Source organism: Corynebacterium gottingense, from assembly GCF_002285125.1.
Classification (GTDB): domain Bacteria; phylum Actinomycetota; class Actinomycetes; order Mycobacteriales; family Mycobacteriaceae; genus Corynebacterium; species Corynebacterium gottingense.
This window is the reverse complement of sequence record NZ_NSGN01000006.1, coordinates 149,433-176,088: the sequence shown is the minus strand read 5'-3', so window position 1 is coordinate 176,088 and position 26,656 is coordinate 149,433. Positions and strand designations below refer to the sequence as shown.

Annotated in this window: 24 protein-coding genes and 1 pseudogene; 6 read left to right on the top strand and 19 right to left on the bottom strand. The window is 63.8% G+C overall.

Annotated elements, in window-relative coordinates; genetic code table 11:
- Positions 1 to 314: 314 nt before the first annotated feature.
- A complete protein-coding gene (locus CKJ82_RS11665; RefSeq protein WP_038587918.1) occupies positions 315 to 659 on the top strand; it encodes a hypothetical protein in 345 nt (114 codons plus the stop codon).
- A gap of 152 nt (positions 660 to 811) precedes the next feature.
- On the opposite strand, the pseudogene CKJ82_RS07555 reads toward CKJ82_RS11665, so the two are convergent.
- From CKJ82_RS07555 to CKJ82_RS12030, 3 genes and pseudogenes are all read right to left on the bottom strand, one after another.
- Positions 812 to 1,348, bottom strand: a pseudogene (locus tag CKJ82_RS07555) (IS3 family transposase); the annotation flags it as partial.
- A 23-nt stretch (positions 1,349 to 1,371) separates the two neighbouring features.
- Positions 1,372 to 1,689, bottom strand: coding sequence for a transposase (locus CKJ82_RS07550; protein WP_095537652.1), 318 nt, complete (start codon positions 1,687 to 1,689; stop codon positions 1,372 to 1,374).
- 779 nt (positions 1,690 to 2,468) lie between these two features.
- Complete coding sequence (locus CKJ82_RS12030; protein WP_240510724.1) at positions 2,469 to 2,981, bottom strand: hypothetical protein; 513 nt, start codon at positions 2,979 to 2,981, stop codon at positions 2,469 to 2,471.
- A 710-nt stretch (positions 2,982 to 3,691) separates the two neighbouring features.
- On the opposite strand from CKJ82_RS12030, the gene CKJ82_RS11660 reads away from it, so the two are divergent.
- The gene (locus tag CKJ82_RS11660) at positions 3,692 to 4,327 is read left to right on the top strand and encodes a hypothetical protein (protein WP_133064044.1); all 636 of its coding nucleotides are present in this window, start codon (positions 3,692 to 3,694) and stop codon (positions 4,325 to 4,327) included.
- A 267-nt stretch (positions 4,328 to 4,594) separates the two neighbouring features.
- Here CKJ82_RS11660 and CKJ82_RS07540 read toward each other — a convergent pair whose 3' ends face one another.
- On the bottom strand, positions 4,595 to 5,779 hold the full coding sequence (locus CKJ82_RS07540; RefSeq protein ID WP_095537651.1) for an MFS transporter: 1,185 nt from the start codon (positions 5,777 to 5,779) through the stop codon (positions 4,595 to 4,597).
- Between the two features lie 49 nt (positions 5,780 to 5,828).
- A complete protein-coding gene (locus CKJ82_RS07535; protein WP_095537650.1) occupies positions 5,829 to 7,502 on the bottom strand; it encodes an AMP-binding protein in 1,674 nt (557 codons plus the stop codon).
- Positions 7,503 to 7,696: 194 nt separating this feature from the next.
- Here CKJ82_RS07535 and CKJ82_RS07530 point away from each other — a divergent pair, with 194 nt between their 5' ends.
- Positions 7,697 to 8,551, top strand: a complete 855-nt coding sequence (locus CKJ82_RS07530; protein ID WP_095537649.1) for a GDSL-type esterase/lipase family protein — start codon at positions 7,697 to 7,699, stop codon at positions 8,549 to 8,551.
- On the opposite strand, the gene CKJ82_RS07525 is transcribed toward CKJ82_RS07530, so the two are convergent.
- Together CKJ82_RS07525 and CKJ82_RS07520 are read right to left on the bottom strand one after the other, a co-directional pair.
- Complete coding sequence (locus CKJ82_RS07525; RefSeq protein WP_095537648.1) at positions 8,532 to 9,494, bottom strand: heme-copper oxidase family protein; 963 nt, start codon at positions 9,492 to 9,494, stop codon at positions 8,532 to 8,534. The genes CKJ82_RS07530 and CKJ82_RS07525 overlap by 20 nt on opposite strands.
- Positions 9,491 to 9,871, bottom strand: coding sequence for a PadR family transcriptional regulator (locus CKJ82_RS07520; protein WP_095537647.1), 381 nt, complete (start codon positions 9,869 to 9,871; stop codon positions 9,491 to 9,493). The genes CKJ82_RS07525 and CKJ82_RS07520 overlap by 4 nt, the downstream gene beginning before the upstream one ends.
- A 120-nt stretch (positions 9,872 to 9,991) precedes the next feature.
- Between CKJ82_RS07520 and CKJ82_RS07515 the strand changes: the two genes are divergently transcribed.
- Both CKJ82_RS07515 and CKJ82_RS07510 read left to right on the top strand, forming a co-directional pair.
- A complete protein-coding gene (locus tag CKJ82_RS07515) occupies positions 9,992 to 11,092 on the top strand; it encodes an S-(hydroxymethyl)mycothiol dehydrogenase (RefSeq protein ID WP_095535196.1) in 1,101 nt (366 codons plus the stop codon).
- 25 nt (positions 11,093 to 11,117) lie between these two features.
- Positions 11,118 to 11,744, top strand: coding sequence for an MBL fold metallo-hydrolase (locus tag CKJ82_RS07510; protein WP_095537646.1), 627 nt, complete (start codon positions 11,118 to 11,120; stop codon positions 11,742 to 11,744).
- 15 nt (positions 11,745 to 11,759) lie between these two features.
- Here the strand turns inward: CKJ82_RS07510 and CKJ82_RS07505 are convergent, their stop codons facing one another.
- From CKJ82_RS07505 to CKJ82_RS07450, 12 genes are all read right to left on the bottom strand, one after another.
- Complete coding sequence (locus CKJ82_RS07505) at positions 11,760 to 12,473, bottom strand: DsbA family protein (protein WP_240510723.1); 714 nt, start codon at positions 12,471 to 12,473, stop codon at positions 11,760 to 11,762.
- A gap of 13 nt (positions 12,474 to 12,486) precedes the next feature.
- Positions 12,487 to 12,855, bottom strand: a complete 369-nt coding sequence (locus CKJ82_RS07500; protein ID WP_095275334.1) for a DUF2304 domain-containing protein — start codon at positions 12,853 to 12,855, stop codon at positions 12,487 to 12,489.
- Positions 12,852 to 13,604, bottom strand: a complete 753-nt coding sequence (locus tag CKJ82_RS07495) for a polyprenyl-phospho-N-acetylgalactosaminyl synthase PpgS (RefSeq protein WP_095537644.1) — start codon at positions 13,602 to 13,604, stop codon at positions 12,852 to 12,854. Before CKJ82_RS07495 ends, CKJ82_RS07500 begins: the two co-directional genes overlap by 4 nt.
- Before the next feature lie 88 nt (positions 13,605 to 13,692).
- Entirely contained in the window at positions 13,693 to 14,466 is a 774-nt protein-coding gene (locus CKJ82_RS07490) for a glycosyltransferase (protein ID WP_095275166.1), read from the bottom strand.
- 211 nt (positions 14,467 to 14,677) lie between these two features.
- A complete protein-coding gene (gene rfbA / locus CKJ82_RS07485; protein ID WP_095537643.1) occupies positions 14,678 to 15,541 on the bottom strand; it encodes a glucose-1-phosphate thymidylyltransferase RfbA in 864 nt (287 codons plus the stop codon).
- Positions 15,542 to 15,591: 50 nt separating this feature from the next.
- Positions 15,592 to 16,053 (bottom strand): hypothetical protein, encoded by a 462-nt coding sequence (locus CKJ82_RS11530; RefSeq protein WP_109561650.1) that lies wholly within the window; start codon positions 16,051 to 16,053, stop codon positions 15,592 to 15,594.
- 52 nt (positions 16,054 to 16,105) lie between these two features.
- A complete protein-coding gene (locus tag CKJ82_RS07475) occupies positions 16,106 to 17,428 on the bottom strand; it encodes a sugar nucleotide-binding protein (protein ID WP_095537642.1) in 1,323 nt (440 codons plus the stop codon).
- Positions 17,429 to 17,449: 21 nt separating this feature from the next.
- Positions 17,450 to 18,430: a dTDP-glucose 4,6-dehydratase gene (gene rfbB, locus CKJ82_RS07470; RefSeq protein WP_095537641.1), complete on the bottom strand. Its 981-nt coding sequence runs from the start codon at positions 18,428 to 18,430 to the stop codon at positions 17,450 to 17,452.
- A gap of 6 nt (positions 18,431 to 18,436) precedes the next feature.
- Complete coding sequence (locus CKJ82_RS07465) at positions 18,437 to 19,627, bottom strand: polysaccharide biosynthesis protein (protein WP_095275161.1); 1,191 nt, start codon at positions 19,625 to 19,627, stop codon at positions 18,437 to 18,439.
- Positions 19,624 to 21,702: a prolyl oligopeptidase family serine peptidase gene (locus tag CKJ82_RS07460; RefSeq protein ID WP_095537640.1), complete on the bottom strand. Its 2,079-nt coding sequence runs from the start codon at positions 21,700 to 21,702 to the stop codon at positions 19,624 to 19,626. Before CKJ82_RS07460 ends, CKJ82_RS07465 begins: the two co-directional genes overlap by 4 nt.
- Entirely contained in the window at positions 21,703 to 22,848 is a 1,146-nt protein-coding gene (locus CKJ82_RS07455; RefSeq protein ID WP_095537639.1) for an alpha/beta hydrolase, read from the bottom strand.
- A gap of 370 nt (positions 22,849 to 23,218) precedes the next feature.
- The gene (locus CKJ82_RS07450; protein ID WP_240510722.1) at positions 23,219 to 24,895 is read right to left on the bottom strand and encodes an alpha/beta hydrolase; all 1,677 of its coding nucleotides are present in this window, start codon (positions 24,893 to 24,895) and stop codon (positions 23,219 to 23,221) included.
- A gap of 177 nt (positions 24,896 to 25,072) precedes the next feature.
- Between CKJ82_RS07450 and lpdA the strand changes: the two genes are divergently transcribed.
- On the top strand, positions 25,073 to 26,536 hold the full coding sequence (gene lpdA, locus CKJ82_RS07445; protein ID WP_095537638.1) for a dihydrolipoyl dehydrogenase: 1,464 nt from the start codon (positions 25,073 to 25,075) through the stop codon (positions 26,534 to 26,536).
- The last annotated feature ends 120 nt before the right edge of the window (positions 26,537 to 26,656 follow it).

Sequence of the window (26,656 nt, the reverse complement as noted above, 5' to 3'; positions counted from 1 at the left end):
CCAGCTTATCGATGGTCTGCAAAACGCATTGCAAGTCGTGGAAAATGAAGAATAAATAGTGCGAACAGAGAGATAGCCAAATTCTCGGGCCGCAGAAGTTGGGGTTGAATTAGACTTCCTACTCGCCGTGTTTCATTAATGCCAGCACATCACATGTAACTCTGGGGCGTACCCTAATTGAAAGGGAACGTGAGTGAAGTGTGTTGGCCACAAGAGGTTGCGCTGGATATGACGTGGCACCACCATCCCCATTCCTTTTAACTTGGAAAGGTGCCAGGGAGACTTTACAGGGGAGTCTAATCAAGGAGGCTCTAATGAAATTGTTAAAAACCCCACTCTGGAACCTAGAGGGTGGCGAACCGGTAGACGTTGACCATCATGTTGTTCGGATTAAGCTGTACAAAGATGAAGTCGTTGCGGAGTTTACGATTTCAGAGCTATGCAGCTTTTTTGGCCTTAAGGATCTGCATTGTTTGCGGCTACAATTTGAGGTCTGGCATGAATTGGCATCGTTCGAATGGGACTCTGAGGAATGTGTGCATCTTGAGCAAAAGCCGTTCACGGACTACTTTCACGCTTCAAAGATTTCCCATTGCTACGCTCCCCCCTCTCCTGATGCTGATCGTGGGGGATGGGAATGGGGGATGAAAAAGCTGTGAACATTAGGTTAAGGTCTCGGGGTGTGAACCAGAACGGGATATCGTGGTCTGATGATGAACCTCAGTAAGAAATTTGGCGGCAGACGTCCCAGAGCTGCTCGCTTGTAAACTGTGCGCCACGGTCGGCGTGAAACACTAGGCCATCAGGAATGTCACCGCGGAAGCGTATGCGCCATCCGCAGGGCTCGTTCAACCAGGGAAGTATCTTGCACACTATCCATAGCCCAGCCCAGCACACGGCGGGAATGACCGTCACGGACCGCGCACAAGTACAACCAGCCTTCACCGGTGCGCAGGTAAGTAATATCCGACGTCCACACCCGGTTCAGCTGACCGGCATCAAACATGCGCTTGACCAGGTCAGGAAGCGTGGACTTACGCTTGGATTGAATCGTGGTCACCGGGACGAAAGCACGCGGTGAAATCCCTTCAATGCCCATCAGGCGCATCCGCTTAGCCACAGTCTTACGGTTGAGCGCAATGCCGTAGCGATCAGCGAGTTCTGCGGTGATTCGCGGAGCACCATAGACCTGATCGGAGTCAGCCCAAATCTGGCGGATCTTGCGGTCAACATCGTCATAAAATGCCGCCCGATCATCGTTGCCGAAGAGTCGTTGCTGCTGCGTATACGACCATTTGTAGTATCCAGATCGAGACACCTTCAACAGGCGTGCCATACGTTTAATGCTGTAGTTTGCCTTCTCTCGTCACATTAGTTCGAACTTTTCTGCTCGCGTTGCTTCGCGGCGAAGAAGGCTGTCGCTTTTGACAAAAGCTCATTATCCATCTTGGCTTCAGCCAGATCACGGCGCAGGCGCGCATTCTCGGCCCGAAGATCAGCCTCACTCATCCCATCAGTAGCACCGCGTCGCTCCCGCTCATTTTTGACCCACTTACCTAAAAGTCCCGGGGCGACACCGATCTCTCGGGCCACATGGGCGATCGGGCGCTGCGACTCAATCACTAGATTCGCAGCTTCACGCCGATACTCCGGCGTGTACTTCTTGCGTTTTTGGCGCACAATGAACATCCTCTCCTACGGACACAACATCCGTGCAAGTTGGGTGTCCACTAAACGAGGGTAACCTCATTCGGGTCTCTGGGAACTCAATGACGTCACACGCAACATGAACAAAGAGCTACAAGCTATCCAAGTGCATGTGAATGTCCGCTGTGCGGAGGGCCGATTGCCCCTTCGACAGCTCTTCGCTGTGTGGGACTTGGCGCTCCCCGTAGCTATCATTTCGAACCTTCGGTCGGTCGCCATGAAGAGAGTTTCACGTCCTGGAATCTCTCCAGTACAGAGGGATCCCTTTTCCTGGCTTCTATTCGCGGCATCGCCTTGAAGATATGGGTAAGGAATCATGGGCAGGCGCTGTAGCCCTAATCGATCATGTCGTAGTTCGGCACCGCACACCTGAGCAAGGGAAAATCGTGTTAAGTGTTGGAGGGAAGAAGACTAAAGAAGCAACGTTCTATGCAGAGGGATTCCGACCCGTAATCATCTCCCGTGATTTTGAATCGATATTGGGTGATCTTCCCCTAGAAGAAGAATGGTCTGTCGCAGCTATCCGGATATGAGCAGGGCATTGATTGCAGGCCTCAGCGACGAGATCAACGCACTCGAACCGGCGAGGCTGCATTGTCCAAACGGAGCTAGCTCCATTTGGACCAAGGCTGGGCACAAAACCCCAGCTCGCACCGTTTTAGCTGGGGTTTCTTCGTTGGTTTAGTGGGTCGAGTTGCCGCAGGAAATCCGGGGTGAGAAGTGGGTCGCCCCACCGAATCTATAGGCCCTTGAAGCGATACTCAGACCGAGAAAGGGCGACCGTAATTAATGTTTTCGTTACTACTTTCAGTAAACGGTGACAGCAAGTAGCGACTCTTCCATGGGCATGGGACCCGCCACAGGTACGTGTTATCGCCTAAATAACCGTCTTCGTTTTGTGTTCCTTCTCGTTCAGGTTGGGGACGCACGATTCCAAGGAAATTATCTGGGACGCGGGCTTTACGTCCTACCGGATCCGACCATTGGAGATCTTGATTACAGTAGTCCTCGTCCATAAAATCACCGGTAAAATGGATGAGGATTTCACGCGGTGCAGCACTGGAATGAGGGAGATTATCAATGGGAATGTCCTCATACCAGATATCATGGTTTATCTGTTTCCCCTCTTCGATCCAGTTGAGGACGGTTGTTTCGTCGAAACTAGCACCTGCCAAAACTTGTAAAGCCGTGGGAAGGTCGTCTAGGAAGAAGCGTTTCACATACGCCAGATAGATACGAGGCGGGGGAGCGACCCGGGAAGCACTGTTAGGCATGCCGGGAATTTTACAACCTAAGCGGGTGGGTTTGCTATAAACGCGCGCGTCAAACGTGCCCGTCGCAGTAACAACCTTTCCCTCTGTTACCCCGACTCCTCTAGGTAGATTCAATTCAGAAGCTGCCCGTGAGACGAATGCAGTCGCTAAGCTAACGATGCCGCGATTCTCTAGGAGATGCATGAACAAAACTGCCAGTGCCCTTTTTACGCTCTCACCATCATTTCATTCACTTCTCCCGCTCAGGCCAGCACGTTAGGACAAGCAATCCCGGTCCCCTACGCGGTTGATTTGAATGATCCGCGGGAACAGGAACAGATCACTCCATATGGAATGTTTCCGCAGCCCTTCAGATTTAAATCTCGTTCCGACCGCCCGCATATTTCTACATCTGAAGGGCCTAGATCTGCCAGTGTCCACGGATGGTGGGATCAGGTCTCTGGCTCCGCAAGAACTGCGAATGTACGAATTGAACTTTGGGCGAAAGTGCCTCATAACCAGGGAGTCCGAAAGATAGGGATTGGCACCAAAAATTCCATTCCTGGTGGGGGTGGTCGTGGAAATAGGGCTACCGCACGTGCTGTGTGCAAGAATCACGAGCAAACGGTATTTCCAGGCGACGTTGATGTGGACATCAACGATTATGCTGATGTACCTGGCATGGTTCGAGGCGTGGAAGTAACGCTTCTCTGCGGCGTGTGAAATGCATCGTGTTTAAGGACGAGTACTTAATTCTCGAAGCTGTAACCGCAGCTGACGTGGAAGTAGATCTAGACCTACTCTTTGACCGATTTCGGTGGGCGGAGTTGTCCCTCGGTTTCGCCAGAACGGGAGGTTCTTTGAACAAGGAAGTTTCTCTCGGTCTTTGGGAACTCAATGACGTGGCCCGCATTGTGAACACAGATATCCAAGCTATCCACGTGCATGTGAATGTACGCTCTGCGAATGAGCGATTGCCCCTTCGGCCGCTCTTTTCCGTGTGGGACTTGGCGCTACCAGTATCCGTGGTTTCGAACCTTCGATTGATCACTGTGAAGAAAGTTTCGGCCTCTGGTACTTCTCCGGTACAGAGAATTCCCTTTCCCGATTTCTACTCGCGACAGTCCTTTGATGATACGGACAAGGAATCCTGGGCAAGCTCTATAGCGCTAATCGATGATGTTTTAGCTCGGCATCAAACCGCTGAGCAAGGGAAAATTATGTTGAGCGTGGGAGGGGAGAAGACCAAAGAAGCAAGGATCAATGCGGAAGGATTCCGTCCGGCGATCATCTCCAGCGATTTCGAATCGATCTTAGGTGATCTTCCCCTAGAGGAAGAATGGTTTATTGCAGCTATCCGGAAATGAGAAGGGCACAGGCAGAGATTTTCGCCATCAGCGACGAGACCATCGCACTCGAACCCGCGTGGCCGCATCTTCTAAACGGAGCTAGCTCCATTTGCAGCAAGGCCGCGCGCAAAACCCCAGGTCGCCATCGCCCACCCCGCCCAAACGGAGCTAGCTCCATTTGCACCAAGGCCGCGCGCAAAACCCCAGGTCGCCGTCGCCCGCATCGGCCAAACGGAGCTAGCTCCATCTAGGACGTCACACCCACGACGCCACACCGACGAAACCTCAACTCCCAACAACCCCACGCATCAGGTACCCGCGCCGAATCTGCACGCTGCGGATGAGCGCGGAGCACGCAGCCAGCACGGCGAAGACCGCAAACGGCAGGCTCGGCCCGACGCGCGGCGTGATCCACGCGATCAGCGGCGAGATCCCAAACCCGATGTAGGTGGCCACGTAGTACAGCCCGATGACGCGGCCGCGTTTGTCGGGCGGGGTGTATTCGTCGACGTCGAGAAGCCCCTCGCGCAGGCACAGTCCGTAGGCGAGCCCGAGCAGCGCGGTGGCAGCCAGGAACACGGCGGCGGAAGGCTGCGCCCCGCCAACCGCGATGAGCGCCATGCCACCGGCCGCACCGAGCGCCCCGACCACACCCGCGCGCGGCCCCCACTGCCCGCGCCGCGCGAGCGCCTGCACGGCCAGCGCCACGCTAAAGCCCAGCACCGCGGCCACACCAGGCATAAACGCCGCGCCGATGGCAAAGTCGGTGCGCCCGGCCAGCACCACCATCGCGGTCGTGATCGAGGCGAAAACCCATATCCCCATCGGCACCGCAGTCGCGAGCGCCTTGACCTCGCTGTGGCCCGGGCGAGTCTCAGCAGTCTTCGTCACCGCAGGTGCGCCGTCGTCGCGCATGCGTATCGACGCCACCATCACCCCCACAGCCATCACAATCGGCACCACGAACGGGACCTTCACCGCGTCTGCGGCCAGGTGGGCGACCACACCGGAGGAGACCGGACCGAGCATGAACCCGGTGGTCAGGGCGATGCCCGCGAGCGTGGACCCGCCCGCGCCGCGGAGCCTGCCTGCCCAGGTAGTACCGGCGCTGACGACCAGCCCCACCCCGAGCCCGACGACGAAGCGGCCGAGGAGCAACCCGTGCCCGGGGATACCCAGCATGAGGTAGACATTGCCCGCGGTCGCGATGACGGTGCCCGCAACGACGGCGGGTCGCGAGCCGAAGCGGTCAGCGATCCACCCGCCGATGAGCAGGCTGGGGAAGAGCCCGAGCGCGTAGATGCCGTAGGCGCTGTTGGCTAACACTGCGGAGACGTCGTGGTCGCGGCGCAGCAGCACCAGCACTGAGGCGAAGTGGTTCGCTGACCACCCGGCCGTGATGAGGAACGCGAGGGCGAGGAGGAATGGTGCGCGGGCGTTGTCGCGCGGGCCCGGTGCAGCAGCTCCCATGGGGCTCCTTCCGCCCGGGGATGAGCACTGGCACCCTGGTCCTCGGGACTTATGTGTCGCGGCGGCTTTCCGGCAGCAGGCGGGGGACAACCTTGCCCGTCGCGTTGCGCGGAAGCTTGTCCACGAAGTTTACGTCGCGGGGGATGGAGTGGTCAGCCAAATGGGCTCGGACCCAGTCGCGAATTGCCTGGGGAGTCAGGCGAGCGCCGGCGTCGGAGCGTTCGCGCACCACCCACACGGCGATGCGCTTGAAGGTGTCGGGGTCGTCGACGCCGCCGGAGTGGAGCTCGTCCACCCCCGGCATCTTCTCCAGGACCTCGGTGACGGATTGCGGGTGCACGTTCTCGCCGCCGACGATGATCATGTCGTCGTTGCGGCTTAAGACGTGGAGGTAGCCGTGCTCGTCGAAGTAGCCGAGGTCGCCCATTTCCACGAGTCCGTCGATGGTGACCAGCGGGGTGTCCGGGTTGGTGTAGCCGCGCAGGGCCGTTTCGTTGTTGAGGAAGATGCGGCCGACTTCGCCTTGGGGGACTTCCTGGTCGTTGGCGTCGTAAAGCTTGAGCACCGTGCCCGGCGGGACGCGGCCGGCGACGGAGAAGTCGCTGGCCAGCAGTTCCGGGTCGGCGGCCGCGGCGAGGGCGAGTTCGGTGGAGCCGTAGATGTTGGCCAGGATGGGGCCGAAGCGCTCGTGCATGCGCTCAATGATGGCGGGGGTGAGCGCGTTGCCGGCCGAGCCGATGAACTTCAGGTGCGAGGTCTCGTAGCGCTCGTTGCCGGGGACGTCCAGCATCTGTTTGAAGAAGACAGGGGAGGAGACGAGCCCGTCGCAGCGGAAGTTCTGGATCTGGCGGAACACGTTCTCGGGATCGAAGACGCGCTGGGTCACCACGGTGCCGCGCACGCCGAGCGTGATGTTGAGCGCGGACCACCCCCAGGTGTGGAAGATGGACGCCGTCATCTGGATGGTGTGGCCGGAGCGGAACGGCATGGCTTCGAGGTAGCCGGCTACCACGATCGGCAGCTTCGGCTCGGGGCGGAGGATGCCTTTGGGGATGCCGGAGGTGCCCGATGACATGAGCACCATGTCGCCGTGCGCGGGGAAGGTGGGGAGTGCGGGGAGGTCGCGGGTGCCGCGGGCGATGATGCCGGCCTGGGTCAGCTCGTCGCCGTGGTCGCGGGAAGTGTGCGCCCACACCGTGGTGACGTGGTCGATCCCCTCGGGGATGCGGTCGGCGAACTCGTCGTCGATGAACAGGATGTTGATGTCGTTTTCCGCGATGATGCCGGCCAGCTGCTCTGGGGAGGAACCGATGTTGAGCAGGAAGATCGTGCCGCCGGTGTAGCCCTTCGCCGCGAGGGGCAGGATGATGCCGCGGCCGTTGCGCGCCATGACGCCGATGCGCAGCGCGTCGAGGTCCTGCGTGCGCTGGACGTCGAGCATCCAGCGGCCGAGGGTGCGCGAGTGGTCGCGGAGCTGGCGGTAGGTGAGGAGGCCGTCGTCGTCGATAAGCGCGGTGCGCTCGGGCACTGCCGCGGCGCCCTGCTCGACCTCGCGCGCGGTGGTGAAGTGGTAGCGTGCGAGCGCGGGCGCGAGGGTGAGCAGGGCTTTCGGCCCGCCTTCGGCGCTGATGAAGCCGGCGTGGGTGGCGGCGCGGAGGAAGCGGACCGCGGAGCGCGCGGTGAACGCGGCGCGGCCCACGGGAGAGAGTGCGGGGTGCGGCATGGCGCGAGGTCCTTCTTTCCCTGAAAAGCTGGCAGACACAGCATATCTGCTGAGTTGTACAAAATGATTTGGGATGTTAATTCAGTAAACGTATGTGACTTATGTTGTGGTGAAAGTATGGCACGGGTAACGTTTGTCTACGACTTGGGGATACACATCCTGTACATAATGCCGCCACAAGGAGCATACGGAACATGACGCGCACTTCACTTCGTACCAAGGTTGCCGCCACCTGCGCAGCGGTCCTGGCCACCATCGGCTCCGTCGGGGCTGCCGGCATGGCCGGCGCACCGGCCGCGCAGGCGCAGGAGCGAAACCTGGTCATCTTCGGTGACTCCGTTATCGCGGACCCGAGCGGCCCGCAGTGGGCGGCGGGCAAGCTCGGGCTGGACCCGCGCGGCTCCTCTTCCGTGACCACGTGGTGCCCGACCTCGCCAACCAGCTGGGGCAAGCAGGCGGCCGGCCGACTCGGGCTGCCCGCCTGGGACTACTCCTGCACGGGCACGGTCTCCATCCAGAAGGGGCCGCAGTTCGCCTCCCAGGTCACCCGCGCCGTCGACGAGGGCGGCCTGACCCCCAGCACGGCCCGCGTGATCATCTCCACCGGTTTCAACGACACCTACCACAACGACGGGCGCGATCGAGCCGCTTTTCGACGCGACTTTGTCGCCGCCATGGTGCCGCAGATCAATCGTATTCGCGCCGCCGCCCCCAACGCGCGCATCCAGATCGTCGGCTACCCCAAGATCACGCAGGGTGACCGCGTCTGCCTCTTCCATGTTGCGCCGAACGTGTCGGACTACACCCCGTTCGCGGCGGTGCAGGAGTGGGAGGACTCCGCGCAGTGGGCCCAGGTTGACCTTGCGCGCGCGACCGGTGTGGAGTTCCTGGACATGAAGCCGTCCACCTGGAACAACAACATGTGCTCGCCGGATAACCAGCGCATGTGGGCCGGCCTCGTAGACTTCTACGGCGGGCCGGGCAACCTGCCCATCCACGTCAACCAGCGCGGCCACGCCCACGTCGCGGCTATGATTGCCGCATCTTAAGCAGTGAGAAGATCGCTGCCGCGCCGGAGCATACCGCGGCGATGCTGAACATGACGATGCCGAACATGTTTGGCCCGTCTTCGCTGAAGTAGTTGAGCGCCAAGTTGGCGAGCATGAGCAGGAATGCGCCGGCGTTGATGCTGGCGGCGCGCTGCAACTTACGCTTCGGGCGCGACGGGAGGCTGTGCGCGTAGCGCTTCGCGTCGCCGAATTCTTCCTCCACCGTCGTGCCGTTTTCCTCGGCGAACGCGTGGGCTTCCGCCAGTGCCTCGCGGATCTCGCGCTCGCGGTACTCGCCGCGGGCGCGCAGCTCCCTGGCGACCGTGGTGTCCCAATCGCCGGTGGGGGCGGCGTTGAGAGGCGCGCGCTTCTTCCACGGCAGGAAGAACGCTGCGGCCGACATGACCAGTGCCAGGATGAGGCCCCACCCGTTGCCAAACGGCAGGTCGATCGTGCTCAGCGCCGTAATGAGCCACGCACCGATGAGGCTGAACGCCACGAGCGGGATGGCGGAAATGGCACCGGCCTTCCACTTCGCCATGCGGGTGTAGAGATTCCAGTACGTTGCCAGCGTGGCGCTCAGCCCGAGCGCGAGGACCGCCGGGGTGATCGCCATGCCAAGGGTGACGTCTTCGTTCCAGGTGGCGACGGTGAGTCCGATGGCGAAGCCTGCCGTGGCGACGAAGAAGATCCAGGCCAGGCGCGGTGGGCGCGCCAGTCCCTGACCGACGAACGGGTCCGTGCCACCGTGTGCCAAGTCGTCGCGGACCTCGGCGGCGTGGGATTCTGCCCACTCGTCGGCCTTGCCGAAGGCGGCCTCGGGTGTGAGCCCGTCGGCGTCTGCGTGCGCTGCGGCATCGGCGGCGGCCTGCTCGGCCGCGTCGCGGGAAAAGCCGTGGTTGAGGGTGAGGACAAGGGTTGCGCGGTCGGTCCAGAAGCTCATTTCGTGTCCTTTCGGGTCGCAGTGGAAGCAGCAGAGTCAGCGGCGGCGGTGCCGGTGGTGTGCGTTGGCCCGTCGCGAAGCGCCGCCTTGAGCTGGTCGAGCTGGGTGCCGTAGTCGAAGAGCTCGGCCTTGCCCTTGGTGGTGATGGAGTAGGTCTTGCGGCCGGGCCCGCTTTCGCTGGGGGCCCAGTGGGCTTCGATGAGGTCGGCGTTCTCGAGCTTGCCCAGGACGGGGTAGAGGGAGCCGCCCTTTGGTCTGCCGAAGCCGAGCGATTCGAGCGATTGTGCGATGGCGTAGCCGTGCGCGGGCCCGTCGGCGAGGCATCGGAGGACCGCAGCCGGCATGAAGGCGCGTATCCAAGGTTGGGGGAATGTCATGTATCTAAGTATGAAACGTATCTAGGTATGTGTCAAGGCTTTGGTTGGTGTGAGGGGCCAGCGCTCGGATCAGTGCTCGGATAAGTGACAGATCTCCAAATTTCGGTACAGTAGGGCCCTATGAGTATCCAAAAGGTCCAAGGAGTCATCGCCCGCGAGAAGGGCGCAGACGTTGAAGTCACCACCATCGTCATCCCGGAGCCGGGCCCCAACGATGTAGTGGTGAAAGTCCAGGCCACCGGTGTGTGTCACACCGACCTGGCATACCGTGACGGCGACATCGAGGACGCTTTCCCCTTCCTCCTCGGCCACGAAACCGCTGGCGTGGTCGACACGGTCGGCGAGGACGTGACCCACGTGGCACCCGGCGATTTTGTCGTGCTGAACTGGCGCGCAGTCTGCGGTGAGTGCCGCGCCTGCCGCAAGGGCGACACGAAGAACTGCTTCAACACCCACAACGCCTCCAAGGGCATGACCCTGGAGGACGGCACCGAGCTCACCCCGGCGCTGGGCATCGGCTCGTTCGCGGAGAAGACCCTGGTCCACGAGCTGCAGTGCACCAAGGTGAACCCGGACGAGGATCCGGCGGCCGCGGGCCTGCTCGGCTGCGGCATCATGGCCGGCCTCGGTGCGGCCGTGAACACCGGCGACATCCAGCGCGGCGATTCCGTCGCCGTCTTCGGCCTGGGCGGCGTTGGCCTGGCCGCAGTGGCGGGTGCTGCGCTCGCGGGTGCATCGAAGATCATCGCGGTGGACATTGACCAGCGCAAGTGCGACGCCGCCACCGAGACCTTCGGCGCCACCCACGCCGTGTGCGCGAAGGACCTCAGCGAGCAGGAGGTCATTGATAAAGTCCGCGAGCTCACCGACGGCTTCGGTACCGACGTGGCGATCGACGCCGTGGGCATCCAGCCCACCTGGCGCCAGGCCTTCTACTCGCGCGACCTGGCCGGCCGCATGGTCATGGTGGGCGTGCCCAACCAGACCGACCACATCGACGTGCCGGCTATCGACGTCTACGGACGCGGCGGCTCCATCAAGCCGGCCTGGTACGGCGACTGCCTGCCGGAGCGCGATTTCCCCACCTACGTCGACCTGCACCTGCAGGGCCGCTTCCCGCTCGGCGAGTTCGTCTCCGAGCGCATCGGCGTCGGCGACGTGGAGGACGCTTTTGCCAAGATGAAGCGTGGCGACGTGTTGCGCAGCGTCGTCGAGTTCTAGTCAGACCGAGCCCGAAAGGACCACCATGACATTCCGCGTAGAATACGTTGTCACCTCCGGCCTGTTCAAGCTGGACGGCGGCGAGTGGGAGGTGGACAACAACGTCTGGATCGTCGGCGACGACAGTGAGGTCTACATCATCGACGCCGCCCACGACGCCAACGCCATCGCCGCCGCGGTGGGCGACCGCCGGGTGAAGGGCATCATTGCCACCCACGGACACTCGGACCACATCGACGCCGCGCCGGAGCTCTCTCGGCTGGTCAACGCGCCGGTGTACCTGCACCCCACCGACGGTTTCCTGTGGCAGCGCGAGAACCCCAACGCGCAGTATGAGCAGCTTGTCGACGGCACCACGTTCCAGATCGCCGGCACCGACCTCAAGGTGCTGTCTACCCCGGGCCACTCGCCCGGCTCCGTGGTTGTTTACGCGCAGGAGGCCGGCGAGCTGTTCTCGGGCGACACCCTGTTCCAGGGCGGCCCGGGCGCGACGGGTCGCTCGTTCTCGTCCTTTGACACCATCATCCACTCCCTGCAGACGTCCGTACTGGACCTGCCCGCGGAGACGGTGGTGCGCACCGGCCACGGCGACCACACCACCATCGGCGCGGAGGCCCCGCACCTGGAGGAGTGGATCCGCCGCGGCTACTAGCCCGGCGAGCCCGGGCTAGGCGTCGGCTTTCTCAAGCTCGGCGTCGATGACCTGGGCAAACTTCTCAAAGGGCAGCGCGCCCTCGAGCACCTGGCCGTTGATGATAAAGGTCGGGGTGGCGGTGACCTCGGACTGCTGGGCGAGCGTGTTCGCCTCCGAAAGCGCCTGGTCGTACTTGTCACTTTCCGCGTCCGAGCGGAACTGCTCGAGGTCCGGCACGCCGGCCTCTTTGGCAAACCCGGCGAGCTCGTCGAGGGAGAAGTCCGGGTGGCCCTCCACCTGGGAGGCGGCCGCGACGTAGGCTTCCTGGAACTCGAAGAACTTGCCCTGGTCCGCTGCGGCGCGGCCGGCGCGCGCCCCGTTGAGGGCGCCTTGTCCGTTGATGACAAAGTCGTTCATCTCGAAGCGGACCTTGCCGGTGTCCACGTACTGCTTCACAATCTCCGGCATCGTTTGCGCGGCGAAGCGCATGCAGTAGGGGCAGGCCCAGTCGGAGAACTCGGAGATGACGACGGGGGCGTCGACGTCGCCAAGCGCCATGGCGTCGTCGGCCTCGCGGCGAGCAACATCCACCTTCGGGGCCTCTGCCTGGGTAGACTGCTGAGCGGTCTCCGTCGCGGCGGGCGGCGTCGCGGTCTGGTTGCCAATGAGATATCCGCCCACGCCGGTGCCGATGGCGAGCACGGCCGTAAAGGCCCACATCAGGGGTGGGATCTTCGTATCGCTCACGGTAAAAATACTCCTATTCAGGTTGCGATGCTTGAGTCGCTGCGCCGTACGGATCTTCCGGGCGCACCGCATTCTGCAAGGCTACCGCGCGGGCCAAGCGGGCATAACGCAGCTCCTGTTCGCGGAACCGGGTCCACGTGGAGATGGTGGTGAAGAAGAACGCGAAGATGAGCGCGTACAGCATGAGATCCGTGCCGCGAGACACCCCGAGCCAGTTGGCCAGCACCGTGACGTCGTCGGGGCGCAGGATCGCCCAGATTGCCGCGAAGACGAGCACCACGAAGCCGAGCTTGACCCACGCCTTCGCGTTCGCCTTCTTGCGGTGCGTGAAGAAGTAGATGACCAGCACCAGGGTCGCCAGGATGAGGAACAGCTGGATCATGGGAGCCTCCTTGCCACAATGCCGTCGGCGAGGATGTTCACACCGTTGATCAGGGACTGGCCCTTGCTCATGGAGTACTCGGTGTACAGGATGTCCACCGGCTCCTCAGCCACGCGCCACCCCTGCGCATCAATCATGCTGACAATTTCGGAGGCGTGCGACATCCCATTCATACGGATGTTCATCTCGTGTGCCACTTTGGTATTGAAGGCGCGCAGGCCGTTGTGCGCGTCGGTCAGCCCAAGTCTGCGGGTGCGAGGGGAGAGGAGCACCACCGTTCTCAGCACGAGGCGCTTGATCCACGGCACCTGCGTCTCCTCCTGGCCTGCAAAGCGGGTGCCCACGACGATGTCAATCGGCTCGGTGCGCAGCCGCTGGATCATGCGCTTAACGTCTTTGACCTGGTGCTGGCCGTCGGCGTCGAAGGTGACAAAGTACTTCGCGCCGGGCTGAGTACGCGCGTACTCAACACCCGTCTGGATCGCGGCACCCTGGCCAAGGTTCACCGGGTGGTTGACCAGGTGCGCGCCCGCGGCGTGGATCGCCTCGGCGGAGTTGTCGTGCGAGCCGTCATTGACCGCCACGATATTGGGAAACGTTTCCCGCGCGTGCTCCAACACGTCCTGGATGACCTGACCCTCGTTGTAGCAGGGGACGATGAGCCAGGTGTCGGTGAAAGACTCGTGCGCGCCCTGTTTGCGCCCTGGGTATTGCGCCGAATGCTTATCGACGCCGCGAGATTGGTTCATAGCGCTCAATACGTTACCGGTCTCGATGGAAAAGTAGGGCGTACACGCGCGTGAGCAGTCTGTGAGGAATAGTCAGCGAAAACGGTGTTCACTTACTTCGATGGAACAGCACGCCATATGCGCGCTGCATGAGGTGTAGTGGGAGCGCGCGGTAGAGGTTTCGGAGGACGAAGTTGAGGCGCGCGCGCACCGGCGAGACTAGGCCATACTGAACCAGCGCGGTTTGAAGTTCTCTTTCAGCCTCGCGTACGTTGTTCGCGGAACGGCGTCTGAACTGGTCTTGATCCACTCGAAAATATGTTAGAGGTTCTGGGAGATTATAAAGTTTCTTCCCCTGCGAGATCATGCGTGCCCATAAATCGTAGTCCTCCATGCCACGTAGATCGCGGTAACCTCCTACGGCAAGTACGTCGGCGGTGCGAAACATTACCGAAGGGTGGTTCATTGGGGAGTTGAGTCGGACGTATTTTGCAATCGCCGAGGGAGATTCCGGCAGTTTTCTAATATTGCCGTGACCCGCTTCGTTGAACTCCCTCATCGAGGAGCCGACTACCGAGATGTCAGGGTGCTTATTGAGGAAACTGAGCTGAGTCTCGATGCGGTGTGGGAAAGCGGCATCGTCCGAGTCAAGGCGTGCGACAAATTCGGTGTCGACTGCACGAAGTCCAGCTGCCAGAGCTTTCCCGAGGCCAACATTTTCTTCCAACGGTAGCGTATCGACGTTGTTGAGAAGCGAATGGACGTCCTGGGCGATTGGGCCGTCGAGAACTACGAGAATGCGTTCGGGCGGCCGAGTCTGTGCTTGTAGGCTCTTCAGGGCGAAGGCGAGATCTTCAGCTTTCGTATTTGCGTATACGGACATGAGTACTGTGACTTCGCCTACGCGCAATGACTTGACCTGCTTTTCTTCGAATTGTGAACGTGTGATCTCAGGGCAAATTCCTCTGAAGCCCTGAGATTTCACATCTGGCTAGTTCAAGGTTTTTAAAATACCATTCCCCGACCATGTGTGGCGGAATTGAACTAATTTTGTAGCACAAAGTAGGGTAAAAAAGTATATTGCGGAGTGTCTCCTAGTCCCGCGCTGCGTCCAACAAGTAGCGCCCGTAACCCGATTTCAGCGTGGCGCGGCCGAGGGCCTCGAGCGCGTCGCGGGAGATGAACCCCTCCCGGTAGGCGGCCACCTCGGGCGAGCCGATGATGGTGCCGGTGCGCTTCTGCATGACCTCCACATACGCGCTGGCCTCGCTCATGGAATCGATCGTGCCGGTATCCAGCCACACGTCCCCGCGGTGCAGCCGGTGGACCTTCAGCGCACCCTCGCGCAGGTAGGCCTCGTTCACGCTGGTGATTTCCAACTCGCCGCGCGCGCTCGGGGTGATCTGTTTGGCAATCTCCACCACCTTGCTGTCGTAGAAGTACAGGCCCACGACGGCGAAGTTGGACTTCGGTGTTTCCGGCTTTTCCTCGATGGACAGGGCGGTGCCTGCCGCATCGAACTCGACGACACCGTAGCGCTGCGGGTCCGAGACCTCGTAGGCGAAGATGGCACCGCCGTCCACGTCGCGGGTCTCGCCAAGAATCCGGGTGAGCTGCGTGCCCTCGAAAATGTTGTCCCCCAGCACGAGTGCGACCGAGTCATTGCCGATGAAGTCTTCCCCGATGATGAAGGCCTGCGCGAGCCCATCCGGGGAGGGTTGGACTGCGTAGTTGAGCATGACTCCGAAGCGTGAGCCGTCGCCAAGCAAACGCTTGAACGCGCCCGCGTCCTCCAGGGTGGTGATGATGAGGATGTCGCGGATACCTGCGCTGATCAGCGTGGTCAGCGGGTAGTAGATCATCGGCTTGTCATAAATGGGCATGAGCTGCTTCGAAATGCCCTGCGTGATCGGGTACAGGCGCGTGCCGGACCCGCCGGCCAGAATGATGCCTCGCATGCGTCCCAGACTAGCCGGTCACGCGACGTTCGCCCGCCCTGATGCCGCGCTTACTCCTGTGCCATTTCCTTCATGAAGTCTTCGAAGGTGTAGCGGCCGGCGGCGATCTCGCGCACATCAAACTTCACTGCCAGGCCCAGCACCGTGGTGAGCACGCCCAGCACGAGCAACGCGATCTGCGGCTTGCTGATCTTGGAGAAATCGCCGCTGGACATCGCTTGCAGGATGTCCGGGGCGGAGGGCGCGGCCGACGACGTGGTGGTGGTCGGCGTGACCGTGGGGGTGGTGGTGACCGTGACCGTCGGGGTTGTCACGGTGGTGGGACTCGGGGTGGCGGTCGGCGTTGCCGTTGCGGTGGTGGTCCCGGTTGCCGTTGCTGTCGGAGTGGCAGACGTCGTCCCTGTCTGCCCCGTCTGTGCAGCGTGCGCCGGGACCACGAGGCCTGCGGCCCCTAGGACGGCGACGGTGGCTAACGCGACGGACTGCGTGCGAGGCATCTGCGTGCGAGACATGGTGGAGCTCCTTTTACTGTTTCCTCAGGCAAAGCAAGTTCAGCGTCTAAACCTACTGCATCGCAAGGTACAGGGCGAGTGCTGCTCGCCAATTGGTTGGCGTGAATCCGGTCGCCTTGATCTTGTCCAAGCTCAGCGTGGACTCCGCCGGGCGGCGTGCCTCCGGCCCGTTGAGCTCGGCGTACTGCGCCGTGGTCACCGGGTGTACCTCGGAGGGGTCGTGGCCGACGCCAATGAACACGGCCATGGCGATCTCGTCGCGGCCCACCGCGTCCCCGTCCGAGGTCAGGTTGTACACCCCGTACTCGGCCCGGGTGCGAAGCAGGTGCGCGATGCCCTTGGCCAGGTCCTCGGCGCACGTGGGGCGGCCGCGCTGGTCCATGATCACCTTCGGCTCCACCCCGCGCGCGGCAAGACCTGCCATCGTGGACATGAAGTTGTTGCCGTCGCCAAAGACCCAGGCGGTGCGCACCACGTAGTGCTTGCGCGCCACCTGCGCCGCGGTATCGCCCGCGGCCTTCGACGCCCCGTAGGCCGACAGCGGGGAGGGGATCTCCGCCTCGTCGTGGACCTCGCGGGTGCCGTCGAAGATGTAGTCGCTGGACACGTGCACCAGCGTTAGGTCGTGTTCGTTGCAGATCGCCGCCAACTGTGCCGGCGCCTCAGCGTTGACCGCCCAGGCGGTGGCGCGGTCGTCCTCGGCGCCGTTGACGTCGTTGTACGCGGCGCAGTTGATCACGGCCCAGTACTGGGAGAAGTCCAGGTCGGGCATGTCGGTGAGGTCGAACTCTTCGTGGGTGAAAAAGTCGGCCTCATCCTCGCCGTACACCTGCCTGAGCGCCCGGCCCAGCTGGCCGTTCGCGCCGGTGACGAGGATTTTGCGGGGTGGGACTGGCGTGGCGTCGGCAAGCATCGGGTGCTTCGTGTCTGCCTCCGAAAGCTCGGTGGGCTCGAGCGGCCACTCGACCTCCTTGTACGAGCAAAACGCGTACGCTCCGTCCGGGTTGTAGCGCTGATTGACCAGGTAGATGTAGGTCGTGGCGTCCTCGAGCGCCTGGAAGCCGTTGGCTACGCCCCGCGGCACAAACACCGCGATGTCCGGGGTGATCTCCAGTCCAAAGCGCGACCCAAACGTGGGCGAGCCCTCGCGCATGTCCACCCACGCGGCGTAAACGCGGCCCGAGGCCACTGAGATCCACTTGTCCCACGGCTCGGCGTGCATCCCGCGGGTGGCGCCGCGCCGGGCGTTGAAGCTCACGTTCTGCTGCGCGGGCACGAGCGCCTGGCCCGCCCAGTTCTCCTTAAACCAGCCGCGATTGTCCTTGTGGACGGTCAGCCGTTCAACCTTAAGGCCTTGAATCGGGGTCTCACACATGCACGCCAGTCTAGGGGCTGCCTAGTGGCCGCGCGCCGCGTAGCCCGCCTCCACCGCGTCCTTGCCCGCGGCCCACCAGGACTCGTGATCGCGGTACCAGGCAATCGTCTGCTCCAGGCCCGCGCGCAGATCCGTGTAGCGCGGCTGCCAGCCCAGCTCGCGGCGCAGCTTCGTCGCGTCCATGGTGTAGCGCTGGTCGTGGCCGGGGCGGTCCGCGACGTGCTCGTAGGTGCCGCCCATCAGCTCGCAGATGTCCTCGATGACCTGCTTGTTGGTCACGTGCGCGCCGCCGGCCCCGATGTTGTAGGTCTGGCCCAGCTCGCCGCGCTCCAGGATGGTGAGCACCGCGTCGTTGTGGTCGTCCACGTGGATCCAGTCGCGCACCTGCGCGCCCGTTCCGTACAGTTTCGCGGGCTCGCCGCGCAGCAGGTTGGTGATCTGCCGGGGGATGAACTTCTCCACGTGCTGGTAGGGGCCGTAATTGTTGGAGCAGTTGGAGATGGTCGCCGGGATGCCAAACGAGCGGACCCACGCGCGCACCAGGTGGTCCGAACCCGCCTTCGTCGCCGAGTAGGGCGAGGACGGGTTGTACGGCGTTGTCTCAGTGAAGGCGTCCGTGCCGCCGAGGGCGAGGTCGCCGAAGACCTCGTCGGTGGAGATGTGGTGCAGCCGCGCGCCGTGCTCGCGCACCGCCTCGAGCAGCGTGTACGTGCCCACCAGGTTGGTTTGGATGAACGCCGAGGGGTCGCGCAGCGAGTTGTCGTTGTGCGATTCCGCGGCGAAGTGCACCACGGTGTCGGCGCGTGCGACGAGGCGGTTGACCAGCGGGGCGTCGGCGACGTCGCCACGCACGAGCTCCACGTCGCACCCGGCGAGGCTGTCCCGATTGCCCGCGTAGGTGAGCTTGTCCAGCACCACAATCTTGTCCACCTTGCTGAGCGCCATGCGCACGAAGTTGGACCCGATGAACCCGGCACCGCCGGTGACCAGCATTGTTCCCATAGGGAACTACCTTAGCGCGCGCCGCAGCCCCGCCACATGCACCAGCGCGCCGGCCAGGGGGCCTGCGAAGAGGGCAATGCTTATCGACGCCACCGTGCCCCCACCCTCAGCACCCACCGGCGCCGCGAACAAAATCCCAAACGCCACCGCCGTGGCCGTGAGCCACCCGGCGACGTACCAGCCGTGGCGCTCCAGGGCGAGTACCGCAACACCGGTGATCATGAGCGCGCCCATGAACGCGGACGCGAAGGTGAGCACGCCCAGCGACACCCCGCCCATCGCGTACTCCGGCGAGAACGCGATGCGCAGGATGAGCGGGCCGACCGCCCACGCGGCGACGAACCCCACCGCGCCGAGCCCCAGGACCGCGCCAATTGGCATGGCCAGCGCCGCGTAGATCCGGTCGCGGTGCTCCACAAACCGGACCACCAGGGCCGACTGGAAGCGCTGCAGCGGCACGAGCACGGGCGCCCTGGTGAGGATCACGGCGTTGATCACCGCCGCCACCGGCGCGCCGGGAAACGCCGCGTTGATCACGGCGGGGAAGCCGGTGATTAGCGCCGCCGACGCCCCGGAGGCCACCATAGCGGTGACCATGCGGCGTACGAACAGGCCGCTGTCCACGTCCACCGGCACCTGCAGGTGCTCCCGGCGCAGCAGGGTGAGCCAGCTCGCCGCGCCGATCACGGTGATGAGCAGGAAGACCGGCAGGCCCCACCCGGCGGCCCACGCCACCACGGCGAGGACCAGGCGCACGCCCGAGTCCAGGGCGAAGAGGGCGGCGTAGCGGTCCCACAGGTGTGAGCCGGACAGGACGCCTGCCAGTACCGCCTGGAATACGTAGCTGATCAGGCCGATGGTGAGCAGGGCAGTGGCGGTGCCCGGGGACTGCGGTACGACGGTGCCCATGAGCAGGGCGCCGCCGACCGCCACGACGACGAGGACCACCGCCGCGAGCCGGGCGCCGATGCGCCACGGGTTAGCCGCGCCACGCTTGCCGGTCTCGGCGGCGGAGGCGACGGCGCGGGTGGTTTCGTGCGTGATGCCGTCGACAAGCCCGGCGCCCGCGAAGAAGACGCTCCAGAACGCGGCGAAGTACCGGTAGCCCGTCTCCGGGTCCAGGGCGCGGGCGGCGACCCAGAGCACGACGAAGCCGCTGATGGCCGCGAAGATGGTGGCCAGCGTCAGGTTCTTCACTGCGTGCGCTCCGCCGTTGCTGTGTCGCCGATCTGGCGTTCCAGCCAGGTGTAGATCATGGCCTCCACGCGCGCCACCTGCTCGTTGTCGGCCGCGCCCGCGTGCCCGCCGACGGTGTTTTCAAAGTAGTCGACCGGCTGGCCGGCTTCCCACAGCGCGAGCGCGAAGGTGCGCGCGTGGGCGGGGTGGACGCGGTCGTCGCGGGTGGACGTGGTCACCAGGGCCGGCGGGTAGGCGGGGGCGCTGGCCACGTTGTGCAGCGGCGACCACGTCTCAATGAAGGCGCGCTCGGCAGGGTCGTCCGGGTCCCCGTACTCCGCCATCCACGACGCCCCGGCGGAGAGCGTGTGGTAGCGCAGCATGTCCGTGAGCGGGACCTGCACCACGGCGGCGCCGAAGCGGTCCGGGTACTGGGTGAGCGCACCGGAGGTGAGCAGCCCGCCGTTCGAGCCGCCGCGGATGGCAATGCGCTCGGGCGTGGCGTAGCCGCGCGCGACGATGTCTTCCAGCACGGCGCGGTGGTCCTCCCACACCTTGTGGCGGTTTGCCTTCACGGCCTGCGAGTGCCAGCTGGGGCCGAACTCGCCGCCGCCGCGCAGGTTGGGCTGTACGTAGAAGTATCCCTTGGACAGCCAGGCGATGCCGCGCACGTTAGAAAACGACGGCGTGAGCGAGACCTCGAAGCCGCCGTAGCCGCCCACCAGCGTCGGGCGCGGGCCGCGCGAGAAGTCGCCGGTGATGTAGTAGGGGATCCGGGTGCCGTCGGCGGAGGTCGCCCAGTGCTGGCGGGTTTCCAGCCCTGCGGTGTCCGAAAGGTCAAAGAGGGCGGGGGCGTGTTTGGCCGCGTTGGGGTGATCGGGCGCGGTGGCGTCGAGAAGCGAAAGCGTGCTCGGCGTGGTGAAGCTGGAGGTGTTGAGCCATACCTCATCGCCGTCGAGCGGGCTGGTGGCTACGATGTGCGCGGCCGAGGCCGGCGGGAGCGGGACGTCGGTGCGCTCCCAGGTGCCGAGGGCGATGCGCTCGATGCGGGTGGACACGTTGTCGAGCGTGGTGACGAAGGCGTAGTTGGCGGTCAGCGAGAGGTCTTCAACCGCGCTTGAGTCGGACAAGTCGGACAGGACGCGGAAGTCGCGCTCGCCCGCGAGGAAGCGCTCCAGGTCGGTGACGGCGAGCGCGCCGGCCGGGATCGTTGCGCCCTCCGGCTGGTAGTCGGTGCGCGGGATGATGAACAGCCACTGCTTGTAGGGCACCGCGCTGCAGTCCAGCGGCAGGTCCAGCTCCTGGCCGTCGACCCAGGTCCGGGACGTGTAGAAATCCAGGGCGCGGGTGATCACGGTGCGCTCGTAGCCGGGAGTGGGGTCGTAGGAGGCGCCGACGGCGACGTCGCTCGCCTCGCCGCGGAAGATCTCCTCCGCCTGCGCGAGCGGCGTGCCGCGGTGCCAGCGGCGAACCTGCGCGGGGTAGCCGGAGTGGGTGAGCGAGTCCTCGCCCAGGTCCGTGCCCACCAGGAGCGTGTCGCGGTCGACCCAGCTCACATCGGTCTTGGCCTCATCGATGCGGAAACCGTCGGCGACAAAGGCGCGGGTGTGCAGGTCAAACTCGCGGATGGTCACCGCGTCGGCGCCGCCCCGCGACAGCCGCAGCAGCGCTCGGTCCTGCGTCAGCGGCAGCACGGTCGCGCCCTTCCAGACCCAGTCCTCGCCCTCTGCGCGGGCAAGCGTATCCACGCTCACCAGTTCCTCCCACTCCGTTTCCGGAGCCAGGAACTCGGGCAAGGTGGTGCGGCGCCACACGCCGCGGGGGCGCGAGGCGTCGCGCCAGAAGTTGTAGAGGAAATCGCCGCGGCGCAGCACGTAGGGGATGCGCGCGTCGGTGTCCAGGGCGGCGCGGATGTCGCTGCGGAGGCGCGCAGCCTCCTCGGCGAGCGGGCTGCCGAGCGCGGTCAGCGAGGCCTCGGTGTCGGCGGACCACGCGTTGGCCCACGCCAGCGCCTCATCTCCGGTGATCTGGTCGAGCAGCGCCGGGTCGATCGCTCTGCTGCGGGGCTGATTGCTCTGCTTGCTCTGCGGGTGCATCTACATCCCAAACGCAGGGGCGATGGTGGTGAACCATGCCTGCTGGATGTCGTCCTGCCAGTATCCCCAGGAGTGCGTGCCAGCGTTGCGGAACTCGTAGTGCGCCGGGATGTTCAGCCCGTCGAGCTTTGCGCGCAGGTCGTGGTTGCACTGGTTGATGGCGGCCTCGATCGCGCCACCCTCGACCTGCAACGTGGTGGCGGCGACACCCGCCGCGATCTCCGGCACGCCGGCCTCGCCCACCAGGTAGCTGACCTGGTCCTTCCGGCCAGCCAGGCCGGTGGAGGAGGAGATGTAGAGCTTGGTGCCGCGCAGGCGCTCGGCGTTGGCCAGCCCGTCGTTCCACACATTGTTCGGGCTGCCCATCGGGCCCCACATTTGCTCCGGGGTGATCTCCTGGAAGTTCGGGATGTTCGCCGCGCGGTTGACGGTCACGCGCCCGTAGTTGTAGCCGTGCGGGGAGGCGGTGGCGGCGCAGCCGGAGAACGAGGCGGCGGCGTCGTAAAAGCCCGGGCGGTGCTCCGGCAGCACGAGCGCGCTCGTGCCGGACATGGAAAAGCCGACGATGGCGCGGCGGTTGTCCGCGTTGAGCGTGCGCTCCATCGGGCCGGGCAGCTCCTGGGTGAGGAACGTCTCCCACTTCTGCGGCCCGCGGACGTAGCGCCCCTGCGGGTTTTGGTCTACCCAGTCGGTGTAGTACGAGAACGCGCCCGCCTGCGGGATGACCACGTTGACGCCCTTGCCCGCAAAGAATTCGCGGGTGGTAAAGGACTTCAGCCAATCCTGGTCCTGCTCCGCGCCGCCTGCGCCGTTGAGCAGGTAAATGATCGGTGCGTTGGGCACGCGCTGCCCGGCGGCATTGGTTGCCGGGATCACCGCGACCGGGATGTCACGCCGCATGGAAGGCGAGTACACCTGGTACGACAGCACGTTCTTGTGGTCTACCTGCTGGGTCCACGACTGCGGGCGGTTGGTGTTCAGCGCCAGCGGCGGGTTGGACCGCGCGTCCCACGCCTTCACAGTGCCCACCGGGGTCTGCCCCGCGACCTGGGCGGCGGTGACGGTGGCGGCGTCCGCCGCCGGGGTCATACCGCAGGCCAGAGCGATTGTCGACGCCGCGGCAACCACGGCTCCCTTCAAGTTCATCAGTCCTGCATTCCTTTTCCAGGTTGTCTTGGGAGTAACAGAGAGAAGCGGGAGTGCCCACTGTTTCAGATATTGCCGAGTGCTCATCTTACGTTACTCATGGGGCAATTGAGGTTACAGTGTGCGACAATAGGCCGCACAGTTTGTAACAGCGGTGACAGAAAACGAGGTTTTTCACATGAACGGATTGGAAACCATCCAGGTCCAGATCAACGAGGCGCTCGGCCAGATCCTCAACTTTGGCTCGTCGACCTCCTCCACCATCGCCTACGGTCTGGGGCTGTTCTAAGCCGCACGTTTGTGGCCCAATAGTTTGAGGGCTGGCTTGCACCCGGTGCAAGCCAGCCCTCAAGGCGTTTCCGGCGGGCGACTAGTTGGCGTCGGCCGCGGTGGTCTCCGTCGGCGCTGTGGTTTCAGTGGTTTCCGTGGTTTCAGTGGTTTCCGTTGCCTCCTCCGTCGCGGTGGCGGCGGCGGACTCGGAAGGCTCGGCGGCAGTGGTCGTTTCAGTCGGCTCGGTCGGGAGCGTCGGCAGGGCCGGTGCTTCCGGTGCGGCGGTCCCGGTCGGCTTCTCGGGGGCCGCCGGGGTGTCCTTCTCGGTCGTGGTCTCCGGCTCGTCCGGGAGCAGCGCCGGGCGGATCACGGTTGCCCAGGACTCGCGCATGTCCTCCAGCCAGGACGGCCAGGAGTGGGTGCCGGTGGCGCGGAAGTTGTAGTGCGCCGGGATGCCCTTGGCGTCCAGCTTGGCGCGCAGGTCGTGGGTGCAGGCGTTCATCGCGCCCTCGATCACGCCGCCCTCGACCAGGAGGGTGAGGTGGTTAGAAAAGGCGCGGCTGGATTCCAGGTTGCGCTGGTTCTTCAGGTAGCCGATGGTGTCGGTCTCGCTGACCAGGCCGGTGCCGCTAGAAATGTACAGGTCAGTGCCCTTGAGGTACTCCGCCATGACGAGCGCGTCGTTGTAGCGGTTGTACTCGGAGCCCATCGGGCCCCACAGCTCATCCGGGGTCAGGCCGCCGCCGCGGTTCACCGTCAGGCCGACGAAGAACCAGGGGAGCGGGCGGGAGGTCGCGGCGCAGCCGGAGAAGGAGCCGACCGCCTTGTAGAAGCCCGGGTTGTGCTCAGCGAGCAGGAGCGAGGAGGTGGCGGACATGGAGAAACCGGAGACCGCGCGGCGGTCGTTGGTGGTGTCCATGTACGGCTCGATTGCCTGCGGCAGTTCCTTGGCCAGGAAGGTGGACCAAAGCTGCTTGCCGTTCATGTAACGGTTCTTGTCCGGCTCGGTGAGCCAGTCCACGTAGTAGGAGAAGGCGCCCTCCATCGGGATGACCACGTTGACGGGCTCGTGGCCCAGGGTGCGGTCGAGGGTGCCGCCGGCCTGGGCGATCCAGTCCGTGTCCTGCTCGGAGCCGCCGGCGCCGTTGAGCAGGTAGTAGGTCGGCGCGTCTTTGATGTAGTTGCCCTGGTCGTCGGTCGCGCGGATGATCGCGACCGGGATGTCGCGCTCCATGGAGGGGGAGTAGACCTCGACGGCCTCGCCACCGTCGAAAAGCTTGATCTTGTCCACCCATTCCTGCGTGCCGCCGGTGGCGGCGGGCAGGGAGCGGGGGAGCGGCTTGACGGTACCGGCGGAAGTAGCGCGCTCCTCCTGCATGTTGTTCAGCTTGTCGGGGTCGGTTTCGGGGCCGGACAGGACATCGTCGATAAGCGCGCCGACCTCGCCCTCGTCCCCGGTCGGGTTGGAAGCGCCGCCGCCGTTGGCGTCGGTGAGCTCGCTGTCGGAGTCCTCGGCGTCCGAAGTTGGCTCGCTCGGCGCAGAGGACGCAGACGACTCAGTGGACTCAGAAGACTCAGTGGTCTCTGCCGGCTCAGAAGATGCGGTGGATTCCGTCGTCTCCGGCACGGTCGCGGAGGTGGTGGATTGTGCGGCGGCGATCTGCGCGGGCTGGGTGCCTTCCTCGCTGTCGGCGCTGAGGTGGATACCTGCCGGGACCGCGGCTGCGGCGATGGCAACTGCGGCGACGGCGGCGAGTGCGGGGCGCGTGAACTTCACGGTGGCTCGCTTTCCTAGTTAGCTGTGTAAACGGTGTGAACAAACGGGAGGGCTCGTCGTTGCTTCCGTATATATTGCCAGACGGCCGTCACGTTACAGGAGCGAAACCGGAGTACAGGGTGTTTCGGGGTGCTCGGTACCCACATTCGGGCGCTGTACGGCACTCGCGGAAGCGCGATGTGGGGGAATGCATACCCAAAGTTGGGGAATGCACGTATCCTGTGTGGCGTGAGTAAAGAACATTTTGACGTTGTTGTCCTCGGCGCGGGCCCCGGTGGGTACGTTGCCGCCATCCGTGCAGCTCAGCTGGGTAAGAAGGTTGCAGTTGTAGAGAAGCAGTACTGGGGCGGTGTCTGCCTCAACGTGGGCTGCATCCCGTCCAAGGCGTTAATTAAGAACGCTGAGGTTGCAGAGATTTTCAACCACGATGCCAAGACGTTCGGCATTAAGGGTGACGTGGAGTTCGATTACTCGGACGCCCACAAGCGCTCCCGCCAGGTCTCTAAGAAGATCGTCGGTGGCGTGCACTACCTGATGAAGAAGAACAAGATCACCGAGATCAACGGCCTCGGCTCCTTCACCGACGCGAACACGATCGAGATCACCGAGGGCGACGACAAGGGCACGACCGTCACCTTCGACGACTGCATTATCGCCACTGGCTCCGTCGTGCGCACGCTCCCGGGCATCGAGCTGTCCGAGAACGTCGTCTCCTACGAGGAGCAGATCCTCAACCCCGAGGCCCCGAAGAAGATGGTCATCGTGGGCGCCGGCGCGATCGGCATGGAGTTCGCCTACGTGCTGTCCAACTACGGCGTCGACGTGACGGTTGTGGAGTACATGGACCGCGTCCTGCCCAACGAGGACAAGGACGTGTCCAAGGAGATTGCGAAGAAGTACAAGAAGCTCGGCGTGAAGCTGCTGACCGGCCACGCCACCACCGCTGTGCGTGACAACGGCTCCGAGGTCGAGGTGGACATTCAGAAGAATGGCACCGACAAGACTGAGACGCTCACCGTGGATCGCGTGATGATCTCCGTCGGCTTCGCCCCGCGCACCGAGGGCTACGGCCTGGAGAACACGGGTGTCGAGCTGACCGAGCGTGGCGCCATTGCTATCGACGACCGTATGCGCACCAACGTCGAGCACATCTACGCCATCGGCGACGTCACCGCGAAGCTGCAGCTCGCCCACGTCGCGGAGGCCCAGGGCATTATCGCCGCGGAGACGATCGCGGACGCGGAGACCTTGGAGATCGAGGACTACATGATGACCCCGCGCGCGACCTTCTGTAACCCGCAGGTCGCGTCCATGGGCTACACCGAGGAGCAGGCGAAGGAGAAGTGGCCGGACCGCGACATCAAGGTCGCCACCTTCCCGTTCTCCGCGAACGGCAAGGCTGTCGGCCTGGCCGAGACCGCGGGCTTTGGCAAGCTCATCGCTGACGCCGAGTTCGGCGAGATCCTCGGCGCGCACCTGGTCGGCCCGCACGTCTCCGAGCTCCTGCCGGAGATCACCCTGGCCCAGCGCTTCGACCTCACCGCCGGTGAGATCGCCCGCAGCATCCACATTCACCCGACGCTGTCCGAGGTACTCAAGGAAGTTGCCCACGGCGTCGAAGGTCACATGATCAACCTGTAGGCAGTTGCTTGTCGACGCCACCGTCGACCCACCCCAAGCGCCCCGGTTTTCGCCGGGGCGCTTTTTGTGTGCCACGGGGGCGTCGAAAAGCGAAAGCTCAACCTGGAGTTGAAACTAAGG